General features: G+C 46.7%; 17 protein-coding genes and 1 pseudogene. 14 read left to right on the top strand and 4 right to left on the bottom strand.

What is annotated here, in order from left to right:
- Positions 1–69 precede the first annotated feature (69 nt).
- The 8 genes from AC58UW_RS13660 to AC58UW_RS13625 all read left to right on the top strand — a co-directional run bounded on the left by AC58UW_RS13660 (position 70) and on the right by AC58UW_RS13625 (position 10500).
- Complete coding sequence (locus AC58UW_RS13660; protein ID WP_497421163.1) at positions 70–975, top strand: LLM class flavin-dependent oxidoreductase; 906 nt, start codon at positions 70–72, stop codon at positions 973–975.
- 739 nt (positions 976–1714) lie between these two features.
- Positions 1715–3058, top strand: coding sequence for an ABC transporter substrate-binding protein (locus AC58UW_RS13655; protein ID WP_497421162.1), 1344 nt, complete (start codon positions 1715–1717; stop codon positions 3056–3058).
- A 132-nt stretch (positions 3059–3190) separates the two neighbouring features.
- On the top strand, positions 3191–4210 hold the full coding sequence (locus AC58UW_RS13650; protein WP_497421161.1) for a LacI family DNA-binding transcriptional regulator: 1020 nt from the start codon (positions 3191–3193) through the stop codon (positions 4208–4210).
- 16 nt (positions 4211–4226) lie between these two features.
- On the top strand, positions 4227–5348 hold the full coding sequence (locus tag AC58UW_RS13645) for a glycoside hydrolase family 88 protein (RefSeq protein WP_497421160.1): 1122 nt from the start codon (positions 4227–4229) through the stop codon (positions 5346–5348).
- Positions 5341–6489: a DUF2264 domain-containing protein gene (locus AC58UW_RS13640; protein WP_497421159.1), complete on the top strand. Its 1149-nt coding sequence runs from the start codon at positions 5341–5343 to the stop codon at positions 6487–6489. The genes AC58UW_RS13645 and AC58UW_RS13640 overlap by 8 nt, the downstream gene beginning before the upstream one ends.
- A 140-nt stretch (positions 6490–6629) precedes the next feature.
- On the top strand, positions 6630–8297 hold the full coding sequence (locus AC58UW_RS13635; RefSeq protein WP_497421158.1) for a PucR family transcriptional regulator: 1668 nt from the start codon (positions 6630–6632) through the stop codon (positions 8295–8297).
- Positions 8298–8421: 124 nt separating this feature from the next.
- Complete coding sequence (gene ald / locus AC58UW_RS13630; RefSeq protein ID WP_497421157.1) at positions 8422–9537, top strand: alanine dehydrogenase; 1116 nt, start codon at positions 8422–8424, stop codon at positions 9535–9537.
- A 105-nt stretch (positions 9538–9642) separates the two neighbouring features.
- Complete coding sequence (locus tag AC58UW_RS13625; RefSeq protein ID WP_497421156.1) at positions 9643–10500, top strand: YitT family protein; 858 nt, start codon at positions 9643–9645, stop codon at positions 10498–10500.
- A gap of 301 nt (positions 10501–10801) precedes the next feature.
- On the opposite strand, the gene AC58UW_RS13620 is transcribed toward AC58UW_RS13625, so the two are convergent.
- The 3 genes from AC58UW_RS13620 to AC58UW_RS13610 are packed head-to-tail and all read right to left on the bottom strand — an operon-like array spanning position 10802 to position 13378.
- A complete protein-coding gene (locus AC58UW_RS13620) occupies positions 10802–11659 on the bottom strand; it encodes a MetQ/NlpA family ABC transporter substrate-binding protein (protein WP_497421155.1) in 858 nt (285 codons plus the stop codon).
- A gap of 31 nt (positions 11660–11690) precedes the next feature.
- A complete protein-coding gene (locus AC58UW_RS13615; RefSeq protein ID WP_497421208.1) occupies positions 11691–12347 on the bottom strand; it encodes a methionine ABC transporter permease in 657 nt (218 codons plus the stop codon).
- A gap of 2 nt (positions 12348–12349) precedes the next feature.
- Positions 12350–13378, bottom strand: a complete 1029-nt coding sequence (locus tag AC58UW_RS13610) for a methionine ABC transporter ATP-binding protein (protein ID WP_497421207.1) — start codon at positions 13376–13378, stop codon at positions 12350–12352.
- Positions 13379–13612: 234 nt separating this feature from the next.
- Between AC58UW_RS13610 and AC58UW_RS13605 the strand changes: the two genes are divergently transcribed.
- Both AC58UW_RS13605 and AC58UW_RS13600 read left to right on the top strand, forming a co-directional pair.
- Positions 13613–15283, top strand: a complete 1671-nt coding sequence (locus AC58UW_RS13605; protein WP_497421154.1) for a hypothetical protein — start codon at positions 13613–13615, stop codon at positions 15281–15283.
- A gap of 18 nt (positions 15284–15301) precedes the next feature.
- Positions 15302–16261, top strand: a complete 960-nt coding sequence (locus AC58UW_RS13600) for an acetylxylan esterase (protein ID WP_497421153.1) — start codon at positions 15302–15304, stop codon at positions 16259–16261.
- Between the two features lie 53 nt (positions 16262–16314).
- Here AC58UW_RS13600 and AC58UW_RS13595 read toward each other — a convergent pair whose 3' ends face one another.
- Positions 16315–16518 carry a YrzA family protein gene (locus tag AC58UW_RS13595; protein ID WP_497421152.1) on the bottom strand — a complete coding sequence of 68 codons (204 nt, stop codon included), beginning with the start codon at positions 16516–16518 and terminating at the stop codon, positions 16315–16317.
- Between the two features lie 182 nt (positions 16519–16700).
- Here AC58UW_RS13595 and AC58UW_RS13590 point away from each other — a divergent pair, with 182 nt between their 5' ends.
- The 4 genes and pseudogenes from AC58UW_RS13590 to AC58UW_RS13575 all read left to right on the top strand — a co-directional run bounded on the left by AC58UW_RS13590 (position 16701) and on the right by AC58UW_RS13575 (position 23991).
- Entirely contained in the window at positions 16701–18452 is a 1752-nt protein-coding gene (locus AC58UW_RS13590) for an ABC transporter ATP-binding protein (RefSeq protein WP_497421151.1), read from the top strand.
- Positions 18439–20241: an ABC transporter ATP-binding protein gene (locus AC58UW_RS13585; protein WP_497421150.1), complete on the top strand. Its 1803-nt coding sequence runs from the start codon at positions 18439–18441 to the stop codon at positions 20239–20241. Before AC58UW_RS13590 ends, AC58UW_RS13585 begins: the two co-directional genes overlap by 14 nt.
- Positions 20242–20530: 289 nt before the next feature.
- Positions 20531–22203, top strand: a pseudogene (locus AC58UW_RS13580) (pyridoxal phosphate-dependent decarboxylase family protein).
- Between the two features lie 6 nt (positions 22204–22209).
- Positions 22210–23991: a methyl-accepting chemotaxis protein gene (locus AC58UW_RS13575; RefSeq protein WP_497421149.1), complete on the top strand. Its 1782-nt coding sequence runs from the start codon at positions 22210–22212 to the stop codon at positions 23989–23991.
- Positions 23992–24135 lie beyond the last annotated feature (144 nt).

Below are 24135 nucleotides of genomic sequence, written 5' to 3'. Positions count from 1 at the left end.
TTATGAATAGGGGGCTTTTTGTTGATTAGCGGATGAAGTGCATAATGAGAGAAAGGGGGAAACATCTGAATGAAGCTAAGTGTGCTAGATCTTGTTCCCGTCATTGCCCCAGCAGACGCCGGAGCTGCCTATGAGCAAGCTGTCAAGCTGGCCGGGAAAGCTGAACAATGGGGCTACTCGCGCTACTGGGTCGCCGAACACCACGATATGCCTGCGCTAGCTTGTACATCGACCGAGGTTCTTTTGGCGCATATCGGCGCAAAGACTGAGCGAATTCGCGTCGGGTCAGGTGCGCTGCTGCTGCCGCATTATAAGCCTATGAAGGTGGCTGAAAGCTTCCATATGCTTGCTGCCCTATACCCGGGCAGGATCGATCTTGGCATCGGGCGGGCGCCCGGTGGTTCAGCCAATGCCGCGATCGCGCTGAGCGGCAACTTCTTAGACAACGTTCGGCAGCTGCCGGATACGTTGAAGTCATTAATGGCCTTGCTGGAAGGCCGGTTTGCGTGCGAAGGGCAACCGGTAACGGCAAGGCCAGTGCCCCTTATTGCGCCGGAAGTGTGGATGCTCGGCACAAACACCAAAAGCGCCGCATTAGCAGCTGAGCATGGGACTGGCTATGTTTTCGGCCAGTTTATGAGCGACAGCGATGCTAATGAAGTGGTGCGGGGCTACCGGGAGCAATTCGTGCCGTCCGCACAAGGGCAGGTCCCCCGCGTCATCATCGCGGTAGGAGTAGTTTGCGCTGATTCGGAGGTGGAGGCGCAGGCGCTAGCAGCTGGCATGCCTTGGCTGCAAGGTGCAGAGTCTCAGCCCCAGCGCAGAATACTCATCGGCACAGCGGCTAGCGTGCACGAGCAACTAGAGTTGATCGCACGCGACTGTGAGGTCGATGAATTTCTTCTGGTCACGCCGGTTGCAGATTATGTGCAGCGGCTCCGGTCTTACGAGCTAGTGAGCTCGATCATTTGCTGACAGTTTTCAGAGCAATAGCACCCTGTAGTAGGAGGCTGTCAATTCTTTGTGGACAGTTTTAGATAGATGGAAAAACTACCGTTAAACTGTGCTGCTCAGTGGCAGGGAGTGAAATAGCGGTAGGAACTCCAGCTAAATGGTCCGACGCTACCCGAAATGTACTAGATTGGCGAAAATAGTGGTAGAAAATCCAGTTAATTGGGCAAAAGTGGAATAATTGTTGAAAATAGCAGGAGTAATCGGCGTTAAGAACAAGTAATCCACCCACCCTCGCAGATGCCCGGTTCCGGTTCCGCAGTTACGCCCCCTTAAGGACCTGTAGATCATATAGAGTGGTAACTCAACATTACACTAGCAAAAAGGCTGCATCCCAAGTAGTTATCCTACTGGAGAGCAGCCTTTGTTACTTATTTGCGAACCCTATAAGACATGTTACGCGCGGCGTTTTTTACGTAAATACCAGACTAACATGGAAATGGCGTCCCGGATTGAAGCGGTTTGGTAGTACCTGAGAGTCAATGTCATAAGCAAGAAACCTCCCTAACCCTGAAGTATGTCATGCATGAACAGTACTACGTAAAAAGTAGGAAGATGGTTTTATTTTTTTTTAACAATCTTTTAACACTGTTTTTTAAACAAATACCTCTACTTTCTGGATTAAACTTTTCGCTAGAAAGTTGGATAATAAACATGTAAGCGTTATCCAAATTTGATCGGCTCACTTAGGGGAGGAATAGAGATGAAAAAAGTGTTCACTTTAGCTCTGTCGTTATCCATCATGTTTACTGCGGCAGCATGCTCGTCAAGCACGAATACGCCAGCGCCTGCGGCAAGCGCCGAACCATCCAAAGCAGCAGCGGCAACAGCAGCACCTAGCAAAGATCCAGTTAAGCTTCGTGTAGCTTGGTGGGGCGGGCAAGCGCGTCACGATTACACGTTAAAAGTTATCGAGATGTACGAGAAGCAGAACCCGAACGTAAAGATTGAAGCGGAATATGCGCCATTCGACGACTACTGGAAAAAGCTTGCTCCACAAGCCTCGGCCAATCAGCTGCCGGATGTTATTCAAATGGATATCTCATACTTGACACAATACGGCGGGAAAAATCAGCTGGCTGATATGACGCCTTACACCAAAAACGGACTTATCGATGTTTCCTCCATCTCCCCGAATAATATTTCCGGTGGTGAAGTAGGCGGTAAGTTAGTTGCGATGAACCTAGGTGTGAACGCGCTGGCAACGACAGTTGATGTGAATACGTTCAAAAGCTTAGGCATCCCTACACCAACCAAAGATTGGACATGGGAAGATTACGATGCGGTTGCGGCAAAAGCGAAAGCTGGCGGCAAACAAATCGGTGGTTTTGCACTTCACCACGAAGTCTTCTTCCCGTATTACCTGCGTTCCGTCGATCAAAAAATGTATAACGCAGACGGCACGGCACTTGGCTACACCGATGATAAGCCGTTCGTTGAATACTTCAAGCGTTATCAAAAATGGTACGAAGCTGGCAATATCCTTTCTCTTGATAAAGAATCACAGAAGAAAGGTGTAGCTGAGGAAGATGAAATTTTGCTGAACAACGCCGTAACTGGCAATGGTTGGTCCAATCAATTCCTGGCTGTTGCCAACTTGGTCAAAGACCGTCCGCTTGAATTGTTCCCGCTTCCTGGTCGCAACGGCAATAAAGGCTTATTCTTGAAGCCAAGTATGTACTTCTCTATCGCGAACAGCTCCAAGCAAAAAGAAGAAGCAGCGAAATTCATCTCCTTCTTCGTGAACGATATTGAAGCTAATAAATTGATTAAGGGCGATCGTGGTGTGCCTGTTTCCTCCAAAGTGAAAGATGCGCTCAAACCGCTGCTGTCACCGAACGAAGTGAAAATCTTTGATTATGTGGCATGGGCTGAGCAAAACAGTTCCCAAATGGATCCTCCGAACCCGGTTGGTTCCATCGAAGTCGAGAAATTGCTCAAAGCAGCTAGCGAGCAAATCTTGTATAAGAAAACGAGCGTAGAAGAAGCGGCTGCGAAATTCCGCAAGGATGCCAACGCTGTTTTGGAAAAAAATAAAGCGAAGTAATCATAGTAAAACGAGAGACCGGAATTCCCTTGAAAAGAGGGAACCGGTCTTTTTTTCTCTTGACAGGTTAAACGTTTCAAACTAAGCTAATAGAGTATGTTAAACGTTTAACAAAACGGAGTTGAAACAGGGATGACCAAGCCCAAACAAGTCACCATTGTGGAAGTGGCCGAAGCAGCAGGCGTGTCGATTGCCACCGTCTCCAATGTGTTGAATCGAGGTGGTATTCGCTCGTCGAAAGAGACGATTCGCAAGGTCGAATTGGCTGCTGAGCAACTGGGGTACCGACGCAACACGATGGCAGCAGGTCTAAGCCGTAAGAAAACTTATGAAATCGGTCTCATTATTCCAGCGCTGGCCAGCTACTATGGACAGCTTGCTGAACATTTACAGATTGAAGCGCATCATGCAGGATACCACTTATCCGTTTTCTCTTCGGGAGGCTTTGACCCGGATATTGAACGCAGACACTTGGAAGTGTTGCTGCAGCGGAGAGTTGACGGGTTAATTTGCCATGGTTTAGCTATGGGCTTTGAAACGACGCGCTCCATTGTCAACAGCGGAACACCTTTAGTGCTTATCAATGGGTGGGGTTGGCCAGAGGACATAGCAACAGGAGCCGTTAATCTAGGATTTGCGGGAGCTTGCTTGCAGTCCGTCAAGGTGCTTGCCGATCATGGCTGCGAAGCTATTTGCTACCTAGGTAGCAAACGCTCGAAAGTCATCGATGAACAGCGTCTAATCGGATTTAATGCCGGGATGGCGCAATTCGGAGGCGGTATTTACCAAGAAATCGTGGATACGATGGGGTTGGATATCGAAGCCTATCTGCTTGATCTCACGCAGCGGCATACGAAGCCTATTGGAATTGTCGCTTTTGATGATCATGTGGCATTGAGAGTGTTATCTGCGGCTAACAAGCTGCACATTGATATTCCGAGTCGCTTACGACTCATTGGCATTAATAACGATTATATTGCGAAAGAAAGCTACCCTGGCATTTCAAGCTGGGACATTCCTTATAACGATCAAGCGCAATTGGCGATAAACAAGCTGATGCAAAAGATTGACAATAAAGCGGAGTCAGGCGAAGAACGCGAAATCGAGGTCCCCCTTACTTTTATAGAACGCGAAACAACCAAACTACAGTAAACGGAGTGAATCATTCATGTGGAAACAAGCCATTGAAGATGCTTTACAGAAAACGAAAGTGAACATTGAACGTTTTGGGGATTTATTTCCTCATGTCAGCGAAAATGATGTGTATCACCTGAATCCGAACACCGATTGGACAGACGGATTCTGGTCCGGCATTTTGTGGCTGGGCTACCAATACAGCGGGGACAAAGCTTTTCAAGAGGCTGCTCAGAAAACGGTTGCAAGCTTTAAGAAAAGATTGGAAGACAATGTCGCTCTAGATCACCATGATATCGGCTTCTTATATTCCCTTTCTTCCAAAGCGCAGTGGATCATTGAAAAAGATGAGAATGCGAAACAGCTCACACTGCAAGCTGCTGACGTATTGATGAAGCGTTGGAGACCAAAAGGTCAGTATATTCAAGCTTGGGGCCGTGAAGGCGATGAGCATAACGGAGGCCGCATTATCATTGACTGCATGATGAATCTTCCGCTCTTGTACTGGGCTTACGAACAAACTGGCGATGTGAAATACAAAGAGGTTGCTGTCATTCACGCTGATTTAAGCCGCCGTTACTTGGTGCGAGGCGATGATTCCTCTTTCCATACATTCTATTTTGATCAAGAAAACGGTGAGCCGTTGCATGGTGGAACTGCGCAAGGGTATAGTGACGGTTCCACATGGACTCGCGGCCAAGCATGGGGTATTTATGGATTCGCACTTTCGTACCACTATACGAAAAATCCGCTTTACCTAGAAACAGCGAAACGTCTGGCTCGCTACTTCTTTGATCGTCTGCCGCAAGATGACGTTGTGTACTGGGATTTCAATGCGCCTGTGAACGAAGAAACAAAACGCGATAGCTCGGCTTCCGCGATTGCTTCAGCAGGAGCGCTTGAGTTGTTAGAACATTTGGCTGCAGATGATGCAGACCGTGCCTATTTGGAAAATGCGATTGGGCGCTCCATGACTGGACTTGTAAAATCCTATGCGACAATTGGCAAGTCTGATGCACAAGGTTTCATTGAGCGCGGCTCCTACAGTGTTCGTGGCGGCAACGCGCCTGACGACTTCATGATTTGGGGAGATTACTACTACTTGGAAGCGCTTGTGCGTATGGAGAAAGGAATCAAAGGTTACTGGTATGAATAATCAAACAGCAAACAGTACCCGTTCTTACTGGCTACAAACCATGCTTCGCATTGCTGATCCCGTTCTTGCGGCATTGGCTGATAAAAAACTGCGGGCTTCCATGCCAGTTGAAAATAAAAAAGAAGAGCAGCGCCAATACTCGCATCTGGAAGCTTTTGCCCGTACGCTTGTCGGTATCGCGCCATGGCTAGAAACTCCTGCGCAGGATGCCGAGGAGGAAAAGCTTCGGACACACTACGTCGAGCTAGTGCGTGCAAGTTTGGATGCTGCGACTGATCCCGAGTCGCCTGATTTCATGAATTTTAGCCAAGGGTTGCAGCCAATCGTAGATACTGCATTTCTATCGCATGCGATTCTAAGAGCACCTAACACGCTATGGAATGGTCTGGACAGCCGAGTTCAGAGTAATCTGGTGCAAGCCTTGAAAGCGACGAGAACACGCAAGCCGGGTTTCAACAACTGGCTGTTGTTCGCCGCAATGACCGAAACCGCGCTCAGATTTATGGGCGAGGATTGGGACCAGATGCGTGTGGATTTTGCCCTCAAGCAGCATGAGCAGTGGTACCTCGGAGACGGCATGTACGGCGATGGCCCTCATTATCATGCGGACTACTACAACAGCTTCGTGATTCAGCCTATGCTGGTTGATATCATTGAGCATGTGGATACGCATTATGTAGATTGGGCCGCTATGCGCAAGGATATTTTGGCCCGTGCGCAGCGCTATGCCGCTGTTCAGGAGCGGTCCATCTCTCCTGAGGGTACGTTCCCTGTCATTGGCAGGTCGCTTGCTTACCGATTCGGCGCTTTTCAGTCGCTAGCTCAAACAGCGCTGCGCCGTGAACTGCCTGTCGGTGTTTCTACAGCTGGGGTTAGATGCGCATTAAGCGCCATTATTAGGCGTCTAATCGAAGCACCAGGCACTTTCGACGAAGAAGGCTGGCTGACGATCGGTCTATGCGGTCACCAGCCTGAGCTTGGCGAGCCTTACATCTCCACAGGCAGCCTATACTTGTGCTCTGCTGTGTTTCTGCCGCTTGGCTTGCCAGCAGATGATGCGTTCTGGCAAGATGCGGATGCGCCTTGGACCTCGCAGAAGGTGTGGTCCGGGCAAACCGTTGCCATTGATAAAGCCATTTAAGTTTGGATAACCAGAAAGCGCCTTGTTTCCTAGTGAAACAGGCGCTTTTTTCCTGTATACTAAACTTCAATAATTCCTTTATCCCCAAATAGCCTAAATAGTCAATTGTGGATAACTTTGGTGAGCCAGAAGAAAGTAGCGTGACAGTCTTGAATCAAGATTATCAATTAACGGTAGAAGAAGTGCTGGGCAGACCTTTCTTTCAGCAAGCCTATATGGCTGCAGGACAAGAGGGTTTACAGCGACTAGTGCGCTGGGTTCATATCATTGAAGTGATTCAGTTTGAAGAATTGCTGCAAGGCGGAGAGATGATTCTGACAACAGGAGCTGCTTTCAAGAGCGATACCAAGCTGTTTATGCTCTATTTGGAGCAGCTTATTAATAATAACGTATCCTGTCTGTGCATTGAGATGGGTCATTATTTGAGTTCTATTCCGCAAGCCTGGATCGAAGCGGCGGAAGCCTGCGGGCTTCCTCTTATCATCTTCCCTCAAGCGGTGCGCTTTATCGACATTACGCAAGATATTCATGCGCACATCATCAACCAACATCATAAAGCGCTCCAGGATCTGGAGAAAATTTCACGTGAGTTCCATCGCATGACCTTATCCTCACAGGGCGTATCCCACGTGCTCGGGCTGCTGCAGAGCAGTACAAAAGCCCAGGTCATTTATATGCCTCAGGATGGGCAACCCAAATTTATTCCTCAGCTGGGGAGCCGTGAGATAAACCAATGGCTAGAAATCTTGAACAATCAAATAGAACTAGACACAACTTCCAGGAATACGGGCTCTCCCGTTGTTTTTGAATTAGAAGGCCAAACGGTTATCGTGCAGCCCGTTGGCGCGATGGGTAAAACCTGGGCGAATATTATCCTCGTTCTAGGTCGCAAACCACAGGAGTATGAGTACTTGATTCTGGACTCTGCCTCATTGTCAATCGCGCAGGATTTATTGCGCAAGCGATATATAGAGGAGCGTAAATTATACTCACAAACCTTGTGGGTAGACGATCTGCTCCATCTTCGAATTCGTGACGAAGAGCAGGTCAAAGTCTTGATCGGCCATGGATTTAAACAGCTGAATGAGCTGCCTTATCATGTTATTTTAATTGAATTTGAACATAGACAAATTGAAGATCAGTACGTTCTTGAAGGCGGTGATGGCCTAGAGTCTGCCGGTATTCATCTTTCGTTAGCCGCACGATCCGTATTTGAGCAGCACATGTTTCATCCTTTGTTAACTTTGAAAAATAACCGGCTTGTCGTCGTAGCTTTTGACAAAATGTCCAAACGGCCAGCCAAAGAGCGACTTCAGCAGGTGTTTCAGTCGCTACAGCTCATGAAAGCTGAGGAAGAGATGGAATTGACCATCGGAGTTGGCCAAAGCAACCGCAGCTTCTTGCAGGCGCATCAAAGCTATCAAGAGGCGCTTCAAGCGATTTCACTTGCTCCAACGTTGGGGGGGAAGGTGCAGTTTTTTGACGAGCTGGGCGTATTCCAGCTGCTCTTTCACATAGCGGATAAGCAAATTCTGCAGTCCTTTGTCCGCATTTATTTAGGACCGATCCTCGATTATGATCAAATGAAAGGCAGTGAGCTGCTGCGCACCCTTAAGGTGTATCTGGATAGCGATGGGTCTAAGCAGATTGCAGCTCAACAGCTATTTATCGTACGGCAATCACTCTATTATCGCTTAGAGAAAATAGAGGAGCTGCTAGGCGCAGATTATATGCTCCCTGAGAAACGTTTAGCGCTGCAGGTCGGAATCCGGGCGTATCAGCTGCTTCATCCTGAACTTAAATTGTGAAAAAAAAGCGGACAGATTCTTTACAATTTGTCTAATGGAACAAGAACGGATCCCTCTTATACTTGGAACTATCAAGTGAAGACGGATCCTTTTTTCATGGGTCCCTAGGAGAGGTAGATGCAGAATGATTATTGGGGTACCTAAGGAAATAAAAAATAATGAGTTTCGTGTAGGCATGACGCCTAGCTCTGTGCTTTCCTATACAAAAGCGGGGCATGAAGTTTTAGTAGAAACCATGGCAGGTTACAGCATCGGATTCACGAATGAAGATTACGTACAAGCAGGAGCGACGATCGTTGCAGCAGCAGCGGACGTTTGGTCAGCTGAAATGGTTGTCAAAGTGAAAGAACCGCTCCCTGAGGAGTATGGCTACTTCCACGAAGGTTTGATTTTATACACGTATCTTCACCTTGCACCTGAGGCTGAACTGACACATGCGCTAGCTCGCAACAAGGTCACCGCAATTGCTTATGAGACCATTCAGTTGGACAATGGCAGCCTTCCGCTATTGACGCCAATGAGTGAAGTGGCGGGCCGTATGTCCGTCCAAATCGGCGCGCACTTCTTGGAGAAAGCGCATGGCGGCAAAGGGATTCTGCTCGGCGGCGTACCTGGTGTTGAGCCTGGGAAAGTAGCTGTCATCGGCGGTGGAATCGTAGGAGCAAACGCAGCGAAAATGGCCATTGGATTAGGCGCCGATGTGACGATCGTTGACTTGAATCCGGACCGGTTGCGCCAATTGGATGATCTCTTCCAAGGTCGTGTGAAAACGATTATGTCTAATCCGTATAACATTGCGGAAGTCGTGCGACAAGCTGATTTGGTTGTAGGCGCAGTCCTGATTCCTGGGGCACGCGCTCCACGCTTGGTGACGGAAGAGATGGTCAAAACGATGAGCCCGGGCAGCGTGATTGTGGACGTTGCGATCGACCAAGGCGGTTCCATTGAGACGATTGATCGCATTACAACGCATGACCAACCGACCTACGAGAAGCACGGAGTCATTCACTATGCAGTGGCGAACATGCCGGGTGCAGTAGCTCGCACATCTACACTGGCACTTACGAATGTGACAACACCTTACGGCTTGCAAATTGCCAGCAAGGGGTATGTGCGCGCTGCGCTGGATAATAAAGCCATTGCCAAAGGGATTAATGTTGTGGCAGGGCATGTTACTTACAAGGCTGTCGCTGAGGCGCATGGTTATGAATATACGGATATTAATTCGTTTTTACAATAAGTGAGTGATGCCTATCCGAATCTGGGTAGGCATTTTTTTTGGTGCTAATGGGATAAGTTGCATAAGGGTAAGATAATGCCAACAACTTTTTCCAAGGAGATTAGGATGTCTGCAAAAATCAATTATATGAATGTAATAGCTATCATAGGCGGTTCCGCGATTATTGCCTTTGGGATGAATTACTTCAATCTGGCCAACGGTCTGGCAGAAGGGGGCATTACCGGACTTGCTCTTTTGCTCAAGTATGTCCTGGGCTGGAATCCGGCATGGTCGAACCTGCTGATTAACATTCCGCTCATTCTCATGGGGTGGAAATTGTTGGGTCGCATCAGTTTCCTCTATACCGTTGCAGGCATGATATCCGTATCGCTGTTTTTGCGGCTGTTTGAGAGCTTCTCCATGCCGCTGCCAGACCCTCTGTTAGCCTCTCTTTATGCAGGAGGAATTGTAGGGTTAGGCTTCGGTATTGTGTTTCGGTTTGAAGGGATGACAGAGGGAACCGATATCATCGCACGCATGTTGCAAAAGCATTATGGGATCGGTATTGCCAAAACGATTTTCGGCATCGACTTCCTCATCCTTTTACTATCTCTGATTTACCTGGATTTGACGCGAGCGATGTATACGCTTGTTGCAATTATAGTAGGTGCTAGAGTGATTGATTTCGTGCTGGAAGGAACCTCAGGCGCTCGATCGGCCTTTATCATTACCAATAAACCTGAGCAGACAGCATCAGCGATTATGACCGAGTTGCAGCGTGGAATCACGTATCTCGAAGGTAAAGGCGGTTATACGGGGGAGCAGCGGGAAGTCATTTATTGTATCGTAAGCCGGAAAGAAATCATTAAGCTCAAGTCGCTGGTTCATCGCATAGACGCCGCTGCTTTTGTTTCCTTCAGCGACGTGAGGGAAGTGGTTGGGAATGGCTTCGCTAGGCATGAGTCTACGGGGACTGGAAATTAACTGGAACAATTACTTTGTAATTAACGCCAATTACTACAGCTAATCTCAACGTCGGACCTGCTTTATCCCAAAGAAAGGTATTTTCTACCGCTAATTTCTTCAAAACCAGCAGATTTCAGCAGCCAACGACGATTTAGATGGAGTTTTTCCAGTTATTCCGTCCCATCTACCGATACCGCTCTGATTAAAGGTAGATTTTCCTTTTGTTTCAGGTGAGACATCGTCCCTGAGTGACGTTAGTTGAATTCCCGCGAACAAAAAAACCGTCAGGACAATTCCTGACGGTTTTACTTTATTTATTTTAGAACGCTGGAACGATAGCGCCTTTGTATTTGTCTTCAATGAACTTTTTCGTGTCAGCGGAGTTCAATTCTTTGGCAAGCTTTTGCATAGCTTCGGAATCTTTGTTGTCCGGACGAGCCACGAGAATGTTCACGTAAGGAGAGTTTTTGTCCTCGATGAACAGCGCATCCTTGGTAGGATTCAAATTCGCTTGAAGCGCGTAGTTCGTGTTGATAAGCGCTAGATCGAACTCACCGATCGTACGCGGCAGCATAGCTGGGTCAAGCTCTTTAATTTGAAGTTTTTTGCTGTTTTGGGTGATGTCTTTCACCGTTCCTTTAATGCCAACGCCGTCTTTCAGCTTGATCAAACCGTTTTTCTCCATCAACGCCAGCGCACGGCCCGCATTAGACGGGTCATTCGGAATGGCAACTGACGCGCCTTCCTTCAACTCAGCAGCGGATTTCACTTTTTGAGAGTAAGCACCGAATGGCTCAATGTGTACGCCTACGACTTTTACAAGGTTTTGCTTTTTATCGGCATTGTATTGGTCCAGGTAAGGCTGGTGTTGGAAAAAGTTAGCGTCTAATTGTTTTTCAAACACTTGCACATTCGGTTGTACATAATCGTTGAACTCGATGACTTCTAGGTTAACACCTTGTGCTTTCATTTTTGCCTTGATGCCGTTCAAAATTTCCGCGTGGGGAACGGAAGAAGCCCCGACTTTCAGCGTAACTTCTTTGGCAGGCGTCGTTGCCGCTGGTGCTCCAGAAGCAGCAGGAGCTGTGCTCGCTTGATTATCAGCCGGTTTTTGTCCGCATGCGGCAAGCGCCAACACGAAGAATAGAGCAACAAGTGAAACAGAAAGTTTTTTCATGATAAAATGACCTCCACTAATTGATAATGTCTTATTTGCGGTTGTATTTGGCGACCATACGATCACCAAGCATTTGTAAAAGCTGAACGAAAAGGACAAGAATAACGACGGTGACGATCATAATATCCGTACGGAACCGCATATAGCCGTAGCGGAGCGCAAGATCGCCAAGCCCGCCTCCGCCTACGACGCCTGACATGGCGGAGTAGGAGAGCAGAGCAACAGCCGTTACGGTAACGGCTGAGATCAAGCCCGGGCGCGCCTCCGGCAGCAGAACGCGCCAGACGATTTGCCACGGCGTTGCGCCCATCGACTGAGCGGCTTCAATGACGCCGCTCTCGATCTCACGCAGCGCGGATTCGACCAGCCGCGCCAGGAATGGCGCGGCGGCGATAACGAGAGGCGGGATCGCGCCTTTCACGCCGATGGTGGTGTGCACGAGCACTTTCGTGATCGGAAACACTGAGATCATGAGAATGACGAACGGCACGGAGCGCAGGATGTTCACAATTAATGAGAGCACGCCATAAAGAGGAACACTTTGCAACAGCTGTCCTTTGGAAGTAAGGAATAAAATAATACCAAGGGCTAAGCCGATAATGATGGTGAAAAGCAGCGACCACCCTAGCATGACAAGTGTATCGCTGGTTGCTTTGGCAATCTCAGCCCAATTCATCTCCCAAGTCATATTCACGGGGTAATCACCTCGACTTCCATTCCTTCTTGCTTTAATTTTGTAATCACAACATCTATTTCCTCACGCTGAGCGCCGGATAATTGGACAACTAACTGGCCGTATGGCACACCTTTCATAGAAGAAATAGTGCCCTGCAAAATAGCGAAGGTGACATTCGTCGATTTGACCGTTTCGAAGAGAATGGGTTCATACGTTTTGGCTCCGATATATGTAATCCGAATAACCGTTCCTTGCGCATGATCTGGTTTCACGCTTGTACCGTCATCCGTCGCGCTGGTCGCGAAATCAGAGACTTGACCAACAAAATCCTTCGTTACTGGATGCTGCGGTTGCAGGAATACATCGAGCACTTTCCCGGTTTCCACGATCAAACCTTTCTCCATGACAGCAACGCGGTCACAGATCGCCCGAATCACCTGCATTTCATGCGTAATGAGCAGGATTGTAATACCAAGCTTCCGGTTAATATCGAGCAGCAAGGCCAGAATCGCATTCGTGGTCTGCGGATCTAGAGCAGAAGTAGCTTCGTCGCAGAGCAGAACGTCCGGATGGTTAGCCAGTGCTCTGGCAATACCAACACGCTGCTTCTGTCCGCCGGAGAGCTGACTGGGATATTTGTCCGCATGGTCCTGCAGTCCAACCAATTCAAGCAGCTCTTTGATTCTTGCAGCAATCTCAGCTTGTCCCATACCAGCGAGTCTCAGCGGGAAAGCAATATTATCGGCAACCGTAGAGGAGGAGAGGAGATTGAAGTGTTGAAAAATCATCCCGATCTTGCGGCGCTTTACTTGCAGTTGTTTGGCATTTAGACTAGTCATGTCTTCGCCATCAATGGTGATGCTGCCCGAGGAGGGGCGCTCAAGTAAATTTACGCATCGCAGCAAGGTGCTTTTCCCTGCGCCGGAGTGTCCGATAATACCGAAGATTTCTCCGCGATCGATATGTAAATGGATCTGCTGGATGGCCGGTACACGTCCCGGTATATCCTCGTACACTTTTTGTAAGTTCTCGATATGAATCAGGATGAATACCTCCTATCCCAAGCAAATAATGAAGAATATATTTTTTGACCAACGGTAGATCATTTTATAAGAAATTGTAAAGGGAAGCAACAGTCAAAATATGAAAAATGAATATTCCGGCATGCATTGACGATGCATATATTTGCATATAAACTTAAGTTAAACGTTTCAACTTAGAAAGAGAGCGCTTTATAAAACGGATAAAACGCTCTCTTTTATGAAGGACGCAAGGGGATGACAAATTTGACGAATTTGCAACAAAGACAAAACGAGATCAAATCCAAGGTTGCCGCAGCGGCTTATCAACTGCCATTACTAGACAGCGGCTTCTTATTTCACCAAGATGTTCGAGACAATTTCTACTATGCTTCTTATCTATTTGCTGCTTCTCAAGAACAAGAGATTGCATTTGACGGAGACCGCTATTTGGCGAAAACCAAAGCAGAAGCCATTCTTCAGCGCTTACTTGAACTACAGGATCAGGATGCACAAAGTCCAACCTACGGCCATTGGCCGTTAAATTTAAAACCAACCCCGCAGGAAGCTTCTAAAAATACACTGCCAGTGGAATTAATGGGAAGTCTGATGGTTTATTTTTATGATCGATACTCGGTTGTTCTTAGCGAGTCCTTGCGAAACTCATTCGAGGAAGCGCTTCAACATATCTATCAGAGCGGCTTCTATCGCAAAAAGGTTGAGCACTATAACCATCACGAAGCCAAATACACAGCCGCCAAACTCATTTTTGGACAGCGCTATGAAGATAAAGATTTGCTGGAGGATGGCATCACGAGCTTACGCCTTACACGGAATCGGATTACCTCGATCGGCATGTCCGAGTACGGGGGGCTGCCGTGGTTCTGGCACCACGTTCAGGCGTTTACGTGCGCGTGGCACCTAATGAAGGATCAAAATCTGAAAGATGAGCTAGCTCAAATGCTGGATTATTTATGGCGTATTCGCTCGACGTATTATTTGGGAGGCGCATGGGTGGGGCCGCACTCCAGGATTTGGCCTCATGATATGCCCAGGGATACGAATGTCCTGCATGATTATGTGCAGTATGGGGATTTTACGCTGCCTGAGGAAATGCCTCGAACCGAATTTGCAGGTTTTCTTGCGTATGAAGCTCCGGTTGATGCTCGTGAGCTAGCCTTGCACCGTAAAGCGCCAATTGAAGTGAAATCCCGAATTCCCAAACAGGCCGGCAAGGCCGCCAATGAAGAGGATGTTCTGCATAGCTATGTATATATCTCAGAAAGTTATGCGGTAGGCGGTATCTACGAGCGCGTGCTTGAGTTTGACAATGAACAGCATCGCTGGGATGTATCGCTGCCACTGGATGATGTGCCAGGAATCAATCATGCTTATTTTTTTCATCCAGCGGTTGGAAATAAAGAAGGAGATTTGCGGCATCAGAGCGAATTCTCAGAAGTGTTTTTTCACCGGAATACCGTCATTGCTGATTATCAAATCCCTGAAAACCACCAGGATCAGATTATTGGTTGTTTGCCAGCAGGGGAATGGGTGGAAGCTGAGCATGCTTTATTCGGCATTTGCGGAAATGTATACATGGCTGTCTATGTTCAGCAGTCGTATCAAAGAGAAGCGCGTACCGACCGTTCCATTATTACGAGCAGTGGCAGCAAAAATGCCGTAGTTATTGAATGTATCGACAAACATGACGCGGTGAATAAGGGGATTGAGGGCATCCGCCAATTCGCAGACACAATGAAAGACAGACACCCGGAGCATGCTCAATCTGCAGAGGGCGGTGCCGTATTGACCTACACAACGCTAAATGATGATGTACTTGTTTTCAAAAGCGGCCCTGACCGCGAACTAGGCAGATTGGTAAATGGTCAAGCTGTTGATTTCGCTGCGTACAAGGCTCCTTTAAAATAAAAGAAAAGAGGAGTTATCATGCCATTAGTAGATATGCCATTAGAGAAGTTGCTCGCCTATGAGGGGCGCAATCCCCGCCCTGACGATTTCGATGCGTATTGGGAGCGTGCGATTGCAGAAATGAAAGCCGTTGATGCGCAAATCGAGCTGAGTCCTAGCGAATTTCAGGTTCCTTTTGCAGAATGCTTCGATCTGTACTTCACAGGCGTGAAGGGCGCACGTATCTATGCCAAATATATTCGTCCTAAGCACTCATCCGCACCTCATCCAGCTATCGTACAATTTCATGGTTATTCAGGTAATTCCGGCGACTGGTCGGATAAAGTGCAATATGCGGCCTTAGGTTACTCGTTCTTCTCGATGGATTGCCGCGGGCAAGGCGGCTTGTCCGAAGATGTAGGAGGCATGAAAGGGACTACGCTTAGAGGTCATATTGTACGCGGTTTGGACGATCATCCGGATCAATTGCTGTTCAGAGACATTTTCCTGGATACAGCGCAGCTAGCCGGTATTGCGATGAACATGCCAGAGGTAGATGCGCAGCGCGTAGGAGCCATGGGAGGCTCCCAAGGCGGAGCTTTGACGATTGCTTGCGCCGCATTGGAGCCGCGTATTAAGCGATTGGCGCCAGTATACCCATTCCTTAGCGACTATAAGCGCGTATGGGAAATGGATTTGGCGAAGGATGCCTATCAAGAGCTGAAGGACTTTTTCCGCCGTCATGATCCGCAGCATAAGCGTGAAGAGGAAGTTTTCACCAAGCTAGGCTACATTGATATTCAAAATCTAGCGGAGCGGATTCAAGGGGAAGTCATGATGGCTGTAGGCTTATCTGACACAGTATGCCCGCCTTCTACGCAATTTGCAGCGTTCAACAAAATCAAATCCCCAAAAAGCTATGAGCTGTATCCGGATTTCGGACACGAAGGGCTTCCGGGCTTTAATGACAAGACGCTCCAGTTCATGCTGGGCTTATAATGCAAAAAATGACTCTCCCATCAATAGGATGGGAAGTCATTTTTTAATGTCTATTAGGATTTGAAATGTACAACCGCACTGTAGAGCATTTTACCTGCATTCGGGTCGAATGTAGTATGATGTTGAACGGCGAAAACACTCAGTAACAGTGCTTTGTTATTATCGACTTGTGCGTTAATTTGCTTCTCAAGCGTTCGCAAGTCATAGGCTTGAAAGAACTCAATTTTATTGTCAATACGGTCCAATATAAAATCCATATCCGTAATCCTCCTAGGCAACATATGTGAAAATTAGATGACTTCTCTATTATAACGTCAATATCTGATATAGGAAGTGGCTTTGAATAGGCGTATACTGTAGTGGGACGCCTAAGAGGATACAATTGTTCCTTCGGAATACTTATTATTCCAGACAACAAGTATTAGGAAGTGATGTCGTTTTGAAGTCAACAAGGTTATTAATTGATTTCCTGAAGCTGAAATGGCCGTTGTACATCGCAGCTGCATTGTCGATCTCTGTAGGCAACATCGTACATTCGTATTACCCCAAACTGCTAGGCGAATTTACTGATCAGCTTAAGCTGGGGGGCTTGAGTAGAGATTTAATTGTGACCTACAGCGTGCAGCTCCTGATGATTGGTATTACATTCGGTGTATTAACAGCAATTGGACAGTATTTGATTATGCGAAATGGAAGACGATTCGAGTTCGTCGCTAGAAACCGATTGTTTGATCATTTTACACTGCTGGGGGCTACTTTTTACTCCAAGAATGGTGTCGGCAAGCTGCTGAGTTATGTGATGAACGATGTGACTGTCATCCGTGAATCCATTTCCATGGGGATTAACCAGATTGTAAACTCGGTGATTTTAATTATCGCTGTTGTTGTCTCCATGCTTTTTAGTTCAATTCCATTGTATTTAATTGCTGTATGTATTTTGCCTTTATTGCTTATTCCGATTCTGAGTGTGAAATTTCAACCTATTATTAAAAATCGTTCCTTACAAGTACAAGAAGCTTTAGGCAAAATGACAGAATCAGCCGAGGAGCAGTTTGGCGGCATCCGTGTCACGAAGAAGTTCGCGGTCGAACCGATCATGATTGGCAGGTTCAGTGCAACGGTGGATCGGATTCGCGACAACCAACTGAGACTCGTTCGTCTGTCTTCCCTATTTGAAGCACTAATTCCGTTTCTGGGCGCATTATCGCTTATTATCGCGATTGCATTTGGGGGCTATTTGACGATTCAAGGCCGGATTACGATTGGGAATTTCGTTGAATTAACGCTATACATACGCATGATGGTCAACCCGCTTCAACAGATCGGCCGTGTTATTAATGCCATGCAGCGGTCCAAAGCTTCGCTTGAGCGTATCAATGAGTTGCTTGATCTGAAATCTGAAGTTGTGCAATCGGAGTTGGCGCAGCCTTCCCATCTCGATCAAGAAGGCATTCGGATTGAGCATTTGTCCTTTGCTTATCCGGATGATGAGGATGAGGTGCTCCACGACATATCGCTGACCATTGAGCCGGGTAAATCGATTGGCATTATCGGCAAAACAGGAAGCGGTAAATCGACGCTGGTGAAGCTGATGTTACGGATTTATGATCCTCCTGAGGGGACCGTTTGGATCGGGGATACAGACATTCGGGATGTGACCTTGGAAAGCCTGCGCAACCAGATCGCCTATGTGCCTCAAGAAGGCTTCCTATTTAGCACGACTATTCGGGACAACATCGCCTTTTACAAACGGGAATTACCGCTCGAGCAGGTAGAACGCGCGGCCAAGAATGCGCAAATTCTGAACAGCATTATATCCTTTCCTGAGAAGTTTGAGACGAAGCTGGGTGAACGCGGGGTGACCTTGTCAGGCGGTCAACGCCAAAGAACAAGTCTCGCCAGAGGCATCATCAAGGATTCACCGCTCATGATCCTTGATGATAGCGTTAGCGCAGTGGATTCTGTAACTGAGAAGCATATCATCGACACGATTCGTAAAGAACGTTCCAACAAAACAACTATTTGGATTGCACACCGGATATCAGCCTTGAAGCATACGGATGAAATTATTGTGCTTCACGAAGGCCGAATTGTGCAACGCGGCACACATCAAGAACTTATCGCGCAGGAAGGCTTGTATGCCGAGCTTCATGCGATACAGGAAGGGGGCAGCCACGATGTCGCGGAGTAAAGAGAGCAGCACCAATGAGCCGCTACCGATGAAAACGTCCTTCCGGGCTTTATCCGTTTATGCCAAACCGCATAGGTTAACATTTGCAGCTGTTCTGCTGTGCGCATTAATGGGTATTGCTGCTGACTTGTTTCAGCCTTATCTCGTCAAGATCGCTATCGATGATAACTTGATGATCGGGAAAAATGATTATCACGGACTGCTGATGATTTGTTTGTTCTATGTAGGACTTTCGGTGAGCTCTTTATTTTTCAGCTACTTGCAGAACAACTTGCTGCAATTTGCCGGCCAAAGTATCGTGGCCAAAATCCGCAAGGATTTGTTCCAACACATTTTCAAACAGTCGATGTCTTATTATGACAAGACGCCTAGCGGCAGTCTGATCACACATGTATCCAGCGATACAGAGACACTGAACCAGTTCTTCACGCAAGTTCTATTAAGTCTAGTGCGCGATGGAATGACCTTGATTTTCATCATTGTGCTGATGTATCATCTGGATCCAACGTTAACGTTGTACAGTATGATAGTAATTCCAATCATAGCGATTATTGCTATAAGCTTCCGTAAGTATATGCGCAAAACGTATCAGCTTTCCAGGACGCGGTTATCTCAAATGGTTGCCTTTGTGGCTGAGAATTTATCGGGCATGCATCTCATTCAAGCCTTTCACCAAGAGAATGAACAAATGAAACGTTTTGTGGATCGAAATTCAAGCTACTTTCAGGCCAACTTGCGGGAAATCCGCACGAACGTGTTATTTAACCGATCCTTTGATATTTTAGGAAATTTATCTGTCGCTTTTATCACATGGGTCGGTGGAATGGCCGTATTCGATAAAGCGATTGAGTTTGGTGTCCTCTATGCGTTTATCACGTATATTCGGCAGTTTTTCCAACCGATTAATAATATCACGCAGCAGTGGAATACGCTCCAGTCTACAACAGTGTCAATGAACCGGATCTGGAACATTTTTGCTACACAGCCGGACGTGAATGACAAGCAGAATGCGAAGACTATCCCACTGGCTAAGGTGAAGGGCGAGATACATTTTAACCATGTGAAATTTGGCTATTTGAAAGATATCTCCGTGCTTGAAGATCTCGAGCTTCGGATTGAACCCGGTGAAATGATCGGGATTGTAGGTACGACGGGAGCGGGCAAAAGTTCACTAATTTCCTTGCTATGCCGCTTCTATGATGTGCAGGAAGGAAGCATTCGGATTGATGGCACAGACATTCGGGATATGCCGCAGGCTAATTTGCATCGCATGGTCGGGCTGGTCCAGCAGGAGCCCTATTTATATGCCGGCAGCATTCTCGATAATGTGAGGATGTTTGATGAAACCGTTGCGCGTGAGGATGTCATCAAGGCTTGCCAATTGGTTGGAGCGGACACGCTGATAGCCAGGCTGAAGGATGGGTATGAGACGCGTATCTCAGAAAGAGGAAGCGGCTTATCTGCGGGTGAAAGACAGCTGATTTCGTTTGCGCGGATCATTGTCTTCCAGCCGAAAATATTGATCCTTGATGAAGCTACAGCGAATTTGGACTCTCAGACGGAGCAGTTGATCCAGTCGGCTCTGCAGATTGTTGCTGAGGGAAGAACGACACTCGTGATCGCCCATCGGATCTCGACGATTATTCACGCGAATCGCATTCTGGTTATGAGTCAAGGACAAATTGTTGAAGAAGGCAACCATGCGGAGTTGCTAGCTCTACATGGCTATTATGAGCAATTGTATCACCACTCCCAAGGGAGTATGGACGAGGCGCAATCCATTTCTTAAACTTAAAAAGCTTTATCACCTTCCTCATTGGACATGGTGATAAAGCTTTTTTTAACCTTTTTAATCTACCATTGGTTATTAAATGTCATTATATGAACTATATATCAAAAGTACTATTTAACTAGAATAATTGGTAAATTGTGTTGTTATATTAATATTGCTGTACTATACTAATGTATAAAAAAGTAAGGATTTTTGTCGACTTATGTCGAAGAAAGGGGTTATTGCGGCAATTCACATTTTTTCTGAGTATGTTCTTTAAACGATTCTATCGATAGGAGAGGAAATTATGAGAGAGAGAAGATTGCCAAACGTACAGAATTTATTTCCTAGTGAGAATGGCAACGGGCAATCACGCCAAATGCTTTTGCGATTCGTTGAACAAATTTTGACAGGTGTCGATTTGCTGAAAAACCCGGATGGGGTCAACCTTAGAGGGGAGAAAGACCGCACAGACAGATTTTATAACAACCTTATCCATAATAGTGCGATCCCGGCTGACAGTATGCCCCTGGAGGAAGTAAACTCGGAGTTATTGGAGCTGCTGCACAATCATCCCTATCATACAAAATATTTTCTAACCAACATTTTGCCGATGGCCAGCATACCCGGTATTCTTGGCATGCTTGCAGCGTTCATGGTTAATGGCAACAATCTCTGGGATGTGTACGGTCCAGCGGGTGCTGAAGCGGAAGTAAAAGTAATCAGCATGATGTCGAAATTAATCGGCTATGATGCAATGAAAAGCGGCGGATACACAACGTGGGGTGGTCAAGGAGCTGTATTCTCAGGCCTTCGTATAGCAATTGCCAAATTTGCTCCGGAGGCTTTGCAGAAAGGCGTTCCCGACAACTTGTATGCCTTTTGTTCCGAAGCTGCCCATTACAGCTTATTCAAATCTGTAGAAGCAACGGGAATCGGAAGCGATAAATTGATTCGCGTTCGCACGAAGGCTGACAGTTCCATGGACGTAAGCGATTTGCAGCATAAGATGGAGGAAGTCATCGCCAGAGGTGGAGTCCCTGTCTATATTGTCGCAACGACAGGCACCACGGATGCCATGGGGATTGACGATTTGGAGCATATCCAAGCAACAGCAGGCAAGGTTGCTGCGCAGTTTGGGCTGCTAAGACCACATATCCATGCTGACTCGGCATTAGGCGGATTTTTTGCTTTCTTCCAGGATTATAACTTCACGTCGAATCCACTAAATTTCAAAGATGAGGTTTTGAAGGCATTAAAAAAGCTATACATAGCCGGATGAGACATCTGCATTTGGCGGATTCGCTTTGCTTTGATTTTCAAAAACTAGGACAAACCCCTTATCTGACAAGCCTTTTTCTTCTAAAAGAAGCCGCGGATTTAACGTTAATGGATCTGCATCCGGATGAAACGCCATATGTCGGGCATCGTGGATATGGTCAGTATCATACAGGATATACACTGGAATGCTCTCGTATGGCTAGCTCTATTAGCATATACAGCGCTCTTCTTGCATTTGGCATTCAAGGGTATCAACAGCTGTTGGCTCAATTCGTTGAGGTTAATCTCGCCTTCCGGGAGGCGCTGCGTCTTGAAATCCCAGAGGCTGTCATTGTTAATGCGGATAATCCTGGTATTATCACGTTATTTCGACTTTACCCAGAGGGGAGCTCTCGCTTCCAAGAAGAAATTTCGGGTGCATGCACGCTAAATGAAATTGAACGTATCAACAAGTTTAATGAAAACTTGTTTGAAGTTCTCGGGGAGCAGCGCGAACGCATATTTTTTGGCGATACCAAAAAGCATCTGCTAGTACCAACGAAAGAGGGGAGCTCTACCGCTTTATACGCGACCAAAATCTTCGTTATCTCCCCTTACACAGAGGTTAAGCATGTCCCTGAAATCGTGCAATATTTGAAGACATTCGTCTCACAAGTCTATGAGAAACATGCTGAAGCATCTACGATAGGCGGGAGGTAACAACAAGTGGCTACGCAAGCGCAGACTCTGACAGATAAATCGAAACATTTTATAATGAAAGTGATGAACTGGATCCGTGCACATATTGCGGTAAAAATGACGATCAGCATTGTCTTGCTGTTGTTAGTTGTTAGTTCGGTATTTTCTTTGTCCGGATATTGGGTTAGTAAAGGATTAGCGACGAAGCTTGAAGATCAATTTGTTCTGCGATTAACGTCGAATATTCAAAACGTATCCAACTATTTAGCTGTCCTTCCTGAACGGCCTGAAGATATTACGGACACCAAACAACCAGGCTATCTGAAAATAAAAAAACAATTCGAGGAGTTCAAGAAACAGGACACGCTGGAGAACGTGTATGTTTTGACCAAAACTCCAACGAAAGAACAGATCGTCATACTAACGGGTGTTGATGATGATTACGGCACCGAATATCCATTTACACCGGAAATGAATGCGGCAATTGCCGAGGATAAAGCCATGATCAGCAGCATTTACAAAGATGACTATGGTATTCATAAATCTATATTTGTTCCTCTGCGTAACAAAAATGGCGACAACGTCGGCATCATCGGCATTGATTTGGATGCGAGCGTTATTCCCAAAACGAATCAAGACTTGTTTTGGACAATGCTGAGCATAACGCTTATTGTTTTGGCCATTGGCAGTCTAATTGCCTATTACATTAGTCGGTCCGTGACAAAACCGGTCGTTCAGCTTATGCATGTCACAGAGAAGGTCGCTGCGGGTTATTTAACGGAACAAGTCTCCATTCAGCGCACCGATGAGATTGGTAAACTGGCTGCTGCTTTTAATGTGATGAGAAAGAATTTGGAGTCGCTTATCCGGCAGATGTATGACTCATCCCATATCATTACCCATACGAGTGAGCAATTGTATCAATCTGCGGATGAATCAAGTTCAAGTGCAGGATTGGTTGCTGTTTCTATGAACAGTATGTACGACGGTGTGGCTGAAGTGGTAAGTTCCATCTCAGAGAGTACTTCATCAATCGTAGAGATTAACTCAGAACTGACGGAGGTAACGACCGAAGTCAAAGAGATGCAGGAGATGGCGCACAAAGTTGGGGCGCAATCGGTTGATGGTCAGCACCTTGTCGAAAAGACGCTGCATCAGATGAACGTGATTCAAAAAGAGATGAAATCATCGCATGAAGCCGCACTTCAATTAGGTAATCGGTCGAAGGAAATCGGAGCGATTATCAACATTATTACGGAGATTGCGCAGCAGACGAATCTACTAGCTTTGAATGCTTCAATTGAAGCGGCTCGTGTTGGTGAACAAGGCAAAGGATTTGCCGTTGTTGCCGGCGAGGTGAAGAAGCTGGCGGAGCAATCCTCGAAGGCTGCGAGTTCGATTACGGGGCTCGTCTCAGGTACTCAAAAAGACAGCCGTCTGGTCATGGAAAGTATTGTTCAGGGCAATCAAGCTGTTGAACAGGGCCAAACCTGGATTAATGATACGTATGAAAATTTCAAAGTCATTTTCAATGGTATTTCCGTGTTTTCCGAGCGGACGGATCATTTGTTGAATACGCTGCAGAAAGCCGTGGGATCATTCGAGATCATTTCCCGAGTGATGCATAAAATTTCAGGAATTACCGAAGAGCAGTCTGCCGGGTATGAGGAAGTCGCAGCCGCTGCAGAAGAACAGAGTGCTGCTATTCAGGAAATTACTTCGGCGATTCGCCAGTTGTCGGAGATGTCCGTTCAGCTGCAAAAGTCTGTACAAAGCTTTAAGATCTCAGAACAATTGAATAATCGGTAAAAAGCGACTAGCCAGTTTCTGGCTAGTTTTTTTACTGCCGGGCACATACACACATGAATGATTAGCTAGGCTAATGACCGGGTACTAGGAATAGTTAGTACTTCTCAAAACTTATATCTCAAGTACAATGAGAAGTAAGACGAG

It is taken from the genome of Paenibacillus sp. J22R160 (assembly GCF_059692135.1).
This window is presented reverse-complemented; position numbering and strand designations above follow the sequence as displayed.